The 8,547-nt window shown below is 72.0% G+C and carries 7 protein-coding genes; 5 read left to right on the forward strand and 2 right to left on the reverse strand.

Going from position 1 to position 8,547, the window contains the following annotated elements; translation table 11 throughout:
* Positions 1 to 519: GbsR/MarR family transcriptional regulator (locus tag PHQ87_RS12030; RefSeq protein WP_300234538.1), on the reverse strand; the 519-nt coding region annotated here is incomplete at its 3' end.
* 415 nt (positions 520 to 934) lie between these two features.
* Between PHQ87_RS12030 and cydD the strand changes: the two genes are divergently transcribed.
* The 5 genes from cydD (at position 935) to cydX (ending at position 7,416) form a co-directional block, all read left to right on the forward strand.
* On the forward strand, positions 935 to 2,638 hold the full coding sequence (gene cydD / locus PHQ87_RS12035; protein WP_300234542.1) for a thiol reductant ABC exporter subunit CydD: 1,704 nt from the start codon (positions 935 to 937) through the stop codon (positions 2,636 to 2,638).
* Positions 2,635 to 4,386 (forward strand): ATP-binding cassette domain-containing protein, encoded by a 1,752-nt coding sequence (locus PHQ87_RS12040; RefSeq protein WP_300234546.1) that lies wholly within the window; start codon positions 2,635 to 2,637, stop codon positions 4,384 to 4,386. The genes cydD and PHQ87_RS12040 overlap by 4 nt, the downstream gene beginning before the upstream one ends.
* A gap of 73 nt (positions 4,387 to 4,459) precedes the next feature.
* On the forward strand, positions 4,460 to 6,049 hold the full coding sequence (locus PHQ87_RS12045; RefSeq protein ID WP_300234549.1) for a cytochrome ubiquinol oxidase subunit I: 1,590 nt from the start codon (positions 4,460 to 4,462) through the stop codon (positions 6,047 to 6,049).
* A gap of 30 nt (positions 6,050 to 6,079) precedes the next feature.
* On the forward strand, positions 6,080 to 7,234 hold the full coding sequence (cydB, locus tag PHQ87_RS12050; protein ID WP_300234552.1) for a cytochrome d ubiquinol oxidase subunit II: 1,155 nt from the start codon (positions 6,080 to 6,082) through the stop codon (positions 7,232 to 7,234).
* A 41-nt stretch (positions 7,235 to 7,275) separates the two neighbouring features.
* Positions 7,276 to 7,416 (forward strand): cytochrome bd-I oxidase subunit CydX, encoded by a 141-nt coding sequence (cydX, locus tag PHQ87_RS12055; RefSeq protein WP_300234554.1) that lies wholly within the window; start codon positions 7,276 to 7,278, stop codon positions 7,414 to 7,416.
* A 31-nt stretch (positions 7,417 to 7,447) separates the two neighbouring features.
* Here cydX and PHQ87_RS12060 read toward each other — a convergent pair whose 3' ends face one another.
* Complete coding sequence (locus PHQ87_RS12060; RefSeq protein ID WP_300234556.1) at positions 7,448 to 8,530, reverse strand: ABC transporter ATP-binding protein; 1,083 nt, start codon at positions 8,528 to 8,530, stop codon at positions 7,448 to 7,450.
* Between the last annotated feature and the right edge of the window lie 17 nt (positions 8,531 to 8,547).

The following is an 8,547-nucleotide window of genomic DNA, read 5'->3' on the forward strand; positions in this document are numbered from 1 at the left end:
GTCCTTGGCCACCAGGAACTTCTGTACCTGGCTGCCCAGGCGCATCAACTGCCGCATCGATTCGGGCGAGAGCCGTTGCAGCTCGTCGAACCACTGGTTGGCCTGCTCGGCCAGTTCGTACATCTCGCGCATGCGCGCCAGGGCGTGCCGCTCTTCGTCGCTGGCGGGGGTGCGCAGCAGTTCCTGGCGCAGCATGCTCAGCGTCGGCTCGACCTCGCGCCGGCGCCGTTCGGCGGCCACGGCCTTGAAAATGTCCCAGACGCTGCCCAGGGTGGTGTAGTACTCGCGGCGGTCGCCCGGCTTGCGCGAGAGCGTCACCAGTTGCCAGGCCTCCAGCTCCTTGAGGCTCATGCTGACGTTGGAGCGCGAGATGCCCAGCGTGGTGCCGATCTCGTCGGCGTTCAGGGGCCGGTCGGTGACGAACAGCAGGGCGTAGATCTGGCCCACCGTCCGGTTGATGCCCCAGCGGCTGCCCATCTCGCCGAAATGGACCACGAAGGCTTCAATGGACGGCGGCATCGGCAGGCTGTGTTGGCGGTGTTCGGCAGATGTCGGATTCTAGGTCGGGTTTGATGCGGGTCAAGCCATGTGCAGGTGCCGGGCACGCGAAGGCCGCGTGCAGGCGGTTGACGATCGTCAAGCCCGGGCCCGTGCGTCGGCCCTGGGCGGAGCCCGGGCCTTTCCAATACTGCCCGGGGCATGCCTTGCCAGGGACGCGATATTCCGTTGAAATGGCGATTGACGATAGTCAACGCGTGCTGTCCATCGTGGGGCATTTATCCCTGCTGGCAGAGGGTGTTGCCCATGGCCTCGCCGTTGACGGCCCCATTTTTTTTGTCTAATAATTTCAGAAATTTCTGAAAATTCAGTTCCCATCCTACGTGGGTGAAAGGCTGCGCTCTTGGACAGGCTTCGGGTTTCTGCCGCCAACCGGATGCGCCCCGTCGCGGGCGCCGGCGCCGTGCTGCAGGCCGCTGCCGCGCTGCTGTGGGTGGCGCAGGCGGCGCTGCTGGCGCTGGCGGTGCAGCGGCTGGCCGACGGGCAGGGTGTGGCCGGCGTGCTGCTGCCGGCCGCGGGCGTGGCGCTGCTGGGCGTGGTGCGCGCCAGCGCCGAGGCCTGGGGGGCGCAGCGGGTGTACGTGCAGGCGCGCGACACCGTCACCGGGCTGCGGGCCCGGGTCGCCCGGGCCCTGGCAGGTCGCTCGCCGCTGGAGCGCGAGCGACCGGCCTCCGGGCTGGCCGCCAGTGCCCTGGGCGAGCAGGCCGAGGCCGTGGTGCCCTGGCTGGCGCGCTACCAGCCGGCACGCTGGCGCGCCATGGTGGTGCCGCCGGTGATCGCGCTGGTGGTGCTCGGCCTGTCCTGGGTGGCGGCGCTGATCCTGGTGCTGAGCATGCCGCTGATTCCACTGGCCATGGCCATCGTCGGCTGGCGCGCCCAGGCCGCCAGCGAGGAGCAGATGGTGGCGCTGGGCGACATGAACGCCCAGTTGCTCGACCGCCTGCGCGGCCTGTCCACGCTGCGCGCGCTCGACGCCGTCGATGCCACCGCGCTGCGCCTGCGCGCCGCGGCCGAGTCGCTGCGCCAGCGCACCATGCGGGTGTTGCGCATCGCCTTCCTCTCGTCGGCCTCGCTGGAGCTGTTTTCGGCCCTGGCGGTGGCCCTGGTGGCGGTGTACGTGGGCTTTCACCTGCTGGGCCAGATCGGCACCGCCGGCACCTGGGGCGCCCGCCTGAGCCTGGGCGAGGGGCTGTTCATCCTGCTGCTGGCGCCCGCGTTCTTCGAGCCGCTGCGCGATCTGGCCGCGGCCTGGCACGACCGGGCCGCGGGCGAGGCCGCGCTGGCGTCGCTGGAGGCCCTCGGGCGCCCGGGCCAGGGCCTGCCCGGGGCGCTGGCCGAGTCCGCGGGCGAAGCCCTGCCGGCCGGCGCCACGCCCGTCACCCGCCCGCCCGAGGTGCTGATGCGCGCCGTGGTGTTCGCCCACCCGGGCGAGGCGCCGGTGTTCGACGGCCTGGACCTGCGCATCGCGCCCGGCGAGCACGTGGCCATCATGGGGCCCAGCGGCGCCGGCAAGACCAGCTTGCTGGCCCTGCTGGCGGGCCTGGTGGTGCCGGCGCAGGGCGAGGTCGTCATCGCCGGCCGGCCCATGGACGCGGCCCAGGCGGCGGCGCTGCGCGGCCGCATGGCCTGGATCGGGCAGCGGCCCCATGTGTTCGCCGGCACCGTGCGCGACAACATCGCCCTGGGCCGGGCCGGCGTCGGGCGTGAAGCCGTGGCCCGGGCGCTGCGCCTGGCCGCGCTCGACGCGGTGGCCCAGGCCAGCCCCGATGGCGGCCTGGGCGAGGGCGGCCTGGGCCTGTCCGGGGGCGAGCGCGTGCGGCTGGCGCTGGCGCGCGCCATGGCCCGGCCCGGCGCCGACCTGCTGCTGGCCGACGAGCCCACGGCCCATCTCGATCCGGTCACCGCCGAGCAGGTCGCCGAGGCGCTGCTGGCCCATGCCCGCGGGCGCACCCTGCTGATCGCCACGCACGATGCGGCGCTGGCGCAACGCATGGACCGCATCATCGACATCACCTCGGGGCAGGCGGTGACGGTGCCGGTGCCCGGCGCCTGGCCCCTCGGGCAACGGAGGCTGGCATGAAGCCGAAGTGGCGTCGCGACCTGGCCCCGGTGTGGCCGCTGATGCGCCAGACCAGTGGCGCGCGCCTGTGGCTGGGGGCCGGGCTGGCCGTGTTCTCGGTGGCGGCCGGCATCGCGCTGCTGGCGCTCTCGGGCTGGTTCATCACCGCCACCGCGCTGGCGGGGCTGAGTGCGGCGGTGGCCTTCAACGTCTTCCTGCCCAGCGCCGGCATCCGCCTGCTGGCGCTGGGGCGCACGGCGGGGCGGTATTTCGAGCGCGTCGTCACCCACGACGCCACGCTGGCCGTGCTGGCCGCGCTGCGCGAGCGCCTGTTCCGGGGCTGGGCCCGGCCCGAGGCGGCGCGGGCGCTCGCGCAGCGGCCGGCGCGGCTGCTGTTCCGCCTGACCGGCGACGTCGATGCGCTGGAGTCGCTCTACCTGCGCCTGCTGGTGCCGCTGGCCGCCACCGTCGGCGCCGTCGCGCTGGCCGGCGCGGTGCTGGCCGGCATCGACCTCGCGCTGGCCGCGGCCGTGGTGGTCTGGCTGCTGCTGGCCGGCGCCGGCGTCACCGCGTTCGTGCTGCGCCGTGCCCGTGCGCTGGCGCTGCGGCGCGCGCTGGCCCTGGAGCGGCTGCGCGGGCGCGCCATCGACCTCGTGGCCGGGCAAACCGATCTGCTCATGGCCGGCCGCCTGCCCGCGCAGTGCGCGGCCATCGGTGCCGCCGATGCCCGGCTGGCCGGCGCCGACCGGGCGCTGCACGGGCTCGACGTGCGCGCCGGCTGGGCCCTGGCGGTGGCCGGTCACCTGCTGCTGGCCGGCGTGCTGGTGGCCGGCGCCGCGCTGGTGGAGCGGGGCACGGTCACGGTGCCGGGGGCCGCGCTGGCGCTGCTGCTGGCGCTGGCGGTGCTGGAGCCCTTCGGCGCCCTGCGCCGCGGCGCCATCGAGGCCGGGCGCAGCCTGCTGGCCGCGCGCCGCCTGGCGCCGCACCTGCGCGCCGGCACCGGTGGCCCGGCGCCGCGGCCCACCGCCAACACCAACACCAACACCAACGCGGACGCGGACGCGGACACGGCCGCCACCGATGCGCCGCCGCCGCCACCGGCCCTGGTGCTCAGCGGGGTGCGCGTGAACTACCCGGGCGTGGCGCGGCCGGTGCTCGACGGCATCGAGCTGTGCCTGCAGCCGGGCGAGCGCGTGGCCGTCATCGGCGGCAGCGGCGCCGGCAAGTCCACCCTGCTGGCCGTGGCCGCGGGCGAGCTGCCTGCGGCGGCCGGGCAGGTGCGGGCGCTGCCCTGCACCTGGCTGACGCAACACACCGAGCTGTTCCAGGACAGCCTGCGCGACAACCTGCGCCTGGCCGATCCGCAGGCCGACGACGCGCGCCTGTGGGCCGTGCTCGGCGCCGCGGGCCTGGCTGACGACGTGCGGCGCCTGGCCCAGGGGCTGGACACGCCGCTGGGCGAGGGCGGCCTGGGTCTGTCGGGCGGGCAGGCGCGGCGCCTGGCGCTGGCCCGCCTGCTGCTGCGCCCGAGCCGGCTGTGGCTGCTCGACGAAGCCACCGAGGGGCTCGATGCCGACACCGCCCGCGACGTGCTCCAGCGCCTGGACGCGCACGCCGCCGGCCGAACCCTGCTGATCACCACCCATCTGCGGCGCGAGGCCGCGCTGGCCGGGCGCATCGTGCGTCTCGAACAGGGGCGGATCGTGGCCCAGGCGTGCCGCGGCACCCCTGGCTTCGCCGCCGAACTGGCCCGCCTGCGCCCGCCCTGAGCGCCTGGCCGGCGCCCGCCGTCCGAACCGGTTTTTCATTGTTGACGATTGAACCACCCGAAAGGATTCCGCCATGGACCTTGACATTGTCGGCCTGTCCCGACTGCAGTTCGCGATGACTGCGCTCTACCACTTCCTGTTCGTGCCGCTCACGCTCGGGTTGTCCATCCTGCTGGCCATCATGGAAACCGTGTACGTGATGACGGGCCGGCCCATCTGGCGCCAGATGACCAAGTTCTGGGGCACCCTGTTCGGCATCAACTTCGCGCTCGGCGTCTCCACCGGCATCGTGATGGAGTTCCAGTTCGGCATGAACTGGAGCTACTACAGCCACTACGTGGGCGACATCTTCGGCGCGCCGCTGGCCATCGAGGGCCTGATGGCCTTCTTCCTCGAAGCCACCTTCGTCGGCCTGTTCTTCTTCGGCTGGGAGCGCCTGTCCAGGGTGGCGCACTGCGTCGTCACCTGGCTGACGGCGCTGGGCACCAACTTCTCGGCCCTGTGGATCCTGATCGCCAACGGCTGGATGCAGAACCCCGTGGGCGCCCGGCTCAACCCGCAGACCCTGCGCATGGAGGTGGACAGCTTCTACGACGTGCTGTTCAACATCGTGGCGCAGGCCAAGTTCGTGCACACGGTCTCGGCCGGCTACACCGTGGCGGCCCTGTTTGTGCTCGGCGTCTCGGCCTGGTTCCTGCTCAAGGGCCGTCACATCGAACTGGCCAAACGCTCGATGACGGTGGCCGCCTCGTTCGGTCTGGCCGCCTCGCTGTCGGTGGTGGTGCTCGGCGACGAAAGCGGCTACTCGGCCAACGAGCACCAGAAGATGAAGCTGGCCGCCATCGAAGGCATGTGGAAGACCGAGCCCGCGCCGGCCTCGTTCACCGCCTTCGGCATCCCCGACCAGGAGGCCCGCAAGACCCACTATGCGGTGCACATCCCCTGGGTCATGGGCCTGATCGGCACGCGCTCGCTCACCCAGCCCATCCCCGGCATCGACGAACTGGTCCGGCAGGCCGAAGGGCACATCCGCGAAGGCATCCAGGCCTACGACGCGCTGCAGCGCATCCGTGCCGCCGGCTCCGACGCCGCCATCCCGCCGGCGGCGCGCGCGACGTTCGAACAGCACGGCCACCGCCTGGGCTATGCCCTGCTGCTCAAGCCCTACGTCGATGACCCGCGCCAGGCCACCGAGGCGCAGATCGCCCAGGCCGCCTGGGACACCGTGCCCCAGGTCGCGCCGCTGTTCTGGACCTTCCGCCTGATGGTGGTGCTGGGCTTTTACTTCATCGTGCTGACGGCGGTGTTCTTCTGGTTGTCGGCGCGCCGCCGGCTCGACGCCCACCCCTGGCTGCTCAAGCTGGCCGTGTGGACCATCCCGCTGCCCTGGATCGCCGCCGAATGCGGCTGGTTCGTGGCCGAGTTCGGGCGCCAGCCCTGGGCCGTCGAGGGCGTGCTGCCCACCGCGGTGGCCGTCTCCGAGCTGGGCGCCGGCACGGTGCTGTTCACGCTGCTGGGCTTCGTGGCCATCTACACCGCGCTCATCGTGGTCGAGATGAAGCTGATGCTGGGCGCGATCCGCAAGGGCCCGCAGCCCGAAACCCCCCCGAGCGCACCGGCCGACGTCCCCCTCATCGGCAAGGTCCAGCGCACCGCCTCCTGATACCCGACGCACCCACCGCGGAGAAATACCATGATTCTTCATACGCTCTTGGACTACGACGTGCTGCGCGTCATCTGGTGGCTGCTGCTCGGCGTGCTGCTGATCGGCTTTGCCGTCACCGACGGCTTCGACCTCGGCGTGGGCACACTGCTGCCCTTCGTCGCCCGCGACGACGTCGAGCGGCGCATCGTCATCAACACCATCGGCCCGGTCTGGGAAGGCAACCAGGTCTGGCTGGTGCTCGGCGGCGGCGCCATCTTCGCCGCCTGGCCGCACATCTACGCGATGAGCTTCTCGGGCTTTTACCTGGCCATGTTCGCCACGCTGTTCGCGCTGATCCTGCGCCCCGTGGGCTTCAAGTACCGCAGCAAGCACGACAGCGCCGCCTGGCGCAGCACCTGGGACTGGGCCCTGTTCATCGGCGGCTTCGTGCCGGCGCTGATCTTCGGCGTCGCCATCGGCAACGTGCTGCAGGGCGTGCCCTTCCACTTCACCGACGACATGCGCATGGTCTATGAGGGCAGCTTCTTCGGCCTGCTCAACCCCTTCGCCGTGCTGTGCGGGCTGGTGTCGGTGGCCATGCTGGTGATGCACGGCGGCGCCTGGCTGGCGCTCAAGACCGACGGCGCGGTGGCCGATCGCTCGCGCCGCTGCGCCACCTGGGCGGGCGTGGCCACCATCGTGCTGTACGCGCTGGCCGGGGTGCTGCTGTGGACGCTGGTCAGCGGCTACCAGCTCACCAGCGCGCCGGTGACCGATGGCCCGTCCAATCCGCTGGTCAAGACCGTGGCCACGGGGGTGGCCGGCGCCTGGTTCGCCAACTACCAGGCCCACCCCTGGACGCTGCTGGCGCCCGCGCTCGGCTTCGCCGGCGCCGTGCTGGCCCTGCTGGGCCTGCGCATGCGCTGGGAGGGGGTCACGGTCGTCTTCAGCGGGCTGTCCATCGCCGGCATCATCGCCAGCGTCGGCGCCTCGATGTTCCCCTTCATCGTGCCCTCATCGACCGACCCGCGCTCGGCCCTGATGGTGTGGGATGCGTCCTCGAGCCACCTGACGCTGTTCATCATGCTGGTGTGCGCCGTCATCTTCGTGCCCCTCATCCTGGCCTACACCGCCTGGGTCTATCGCGTCATGTGGGGCAAGGTGCGCCCGCGCGACATCACCCATGGCGACCACGCCTACTGATCGCAGACCCCCGATTCAAGACAGCAGAAAGGAACCCCGTCATGTGGTATTTCGCCTGGATGCTCGGCCTGCCGCTGGCCGCCGCCTTTGCCATTCTCAACGCCATGTGGTTCGAGCTGATGGAGGACGAGGCCGAGCGCGCATCGGCCGCTGCCGGCACCGAACCGCGCCAGCCCTCCTGAGGTGGCTGTCTGCCGCCCGCCGCCGGCCGCCTCAGCGCGCGCCGGCCGGCCTGTTGCGCTCGAAGGTGACGATGTGGCGCATCTCCGGGCGGATGCCGATGAGCTCGCCGACGGCGTGGTTGTGGTGCGAGGGCACGTGCGCCATTACCGTCTCGCCGCCGGGCAACTGCAGCGTGTACAGGAACTCCGAGCCGCGGAACGCCTTGCGCACGATCCGCGCCCGCACCGGCGCGTCGTCGTCGTGCACGATGTCGTCGGCGCGCAGCAGCACGTCGCACTCGCCATCGGGGTAGGCGCCGGGCAGCGGGCACTCCTCGATGTTCTCCAGCGAGCCCAGCGGCGTGTGCACCACCACGCCGTCGCCGTGCGCGATGATTTGCGCCGGGGTGAACACGCCGTGGCCGATGAACTCGGCCACGAAGCGCGTGGCCGGGCGGTGGTACAGCGCGTAGGCGTCGTCCCACTGGTGCAGGTGGCCCTGGTGCATGACGCCGATGCGGTCGCCGATGGCAAAAGCCTCCAACTGGTCGTGCGTGACGAACAGCGCGGTGGCGCCGGCCGCCTTGAGGATGCCGCGCACCTCGTGCGCCAGGCGCTCGCGCAGGTCCACGTCCAGGTTCGAAAACGGTTCGTCCAGCAGCAGCAGGCGCGGTTGCGGTGCCAGCGCGCGCGCCAGCGCCACGCGCTGTTGCTGGCCCCCCGAGAGCTCGTGCGCAAAGCGCTTCTGCATGCCGTCCAGGCCCACCAGGCGCAGCACCTCGGCCACACGCGCCTCGCGCTGCGCGCGCGGCTGGCCGGCAATGCCGAAGGCCACGTTGCGCGCCACGTCCAGGTGCGGAAACAGCGCGTAGTCCTGGAACACCATGCCGATGCGCCGGTGCTCGGCGGGCATGTGGTGCGCCTCGTCGCTGACGATCTCGCCGCCCAGGGTGATGCGCCCCGCGCAGGCCCGCTCCAGGCCGGCCACGGCGCGCAGCAAGGTGGTCTTGCCGCAGCCCGAGGGCCCGATCAGCACCCCGATCTCACCGGCCCGCAGCCCGAACGAGACGTCCTCGACGGCGGCCTGGTCCTGGCCGGGGTAGCAGACGCGAAGCTGGGCGACATCGAGGAACATACGGGCCATTGTAAATA

The organism is Hydrogenophaga sp. (assembly GCF_028698005.1).
In the GTDB taxonomy this organism is placed as follows: Bacteria; Pseudomonadota; Gammaproteobacteria; order Burkholderiales; family Burkholderiaceae_C; genus Hydrogenophaga.

What these genes read in the sequence shown, in the direction of transcription:
- cydD (WP_300234542.1), top strand. Translation starts at nt 935, where the DNA reads ATGCGCCCCGTCGCGGGCGCCGGCGCCGTGCTGCAGGCCGCTGCCGCG.
- PHQ87_RS12040 (WP_300234546.1), top strand. Translation starts at nt 2,635, where the DNA reads ATGAAGCCGAAGTGGCGTCGCGACCTGGCCCCGGTGTGGCCGCTGATG.
- PHQ87_RS12045 (WP_300234549.1), top strand. Translation starts at nt 4,460, where the DNA reads ATGGACCTTGACATTGTCGGCCTGTCCCGACTGCAGTTCGCGATGACT.
- cydB (WP_300234552.1), top strand. Translation starts at nt 6,080, where the DNA reads ATGATTCTTCATACGCTCTTGGACTACGACGTGCTGCGCGTCATCTGG.
- cydX (WP_300234554.1), top strand. Translation starts at nt 7,276, where the DNA reads ATGTGGTATTTCGCCTGGATGCTCGGCCTGCCGCTGGCCGCCGCCTTT.
- PHQ87_RS12060 (WP_300234556.1), bottom strand. Translation starts at nt 8,530, where the DNA reads ATGTTCCTCGATGTCGCCCAGCTTCGCGTCTGCTACCCCGGCCAGGAC.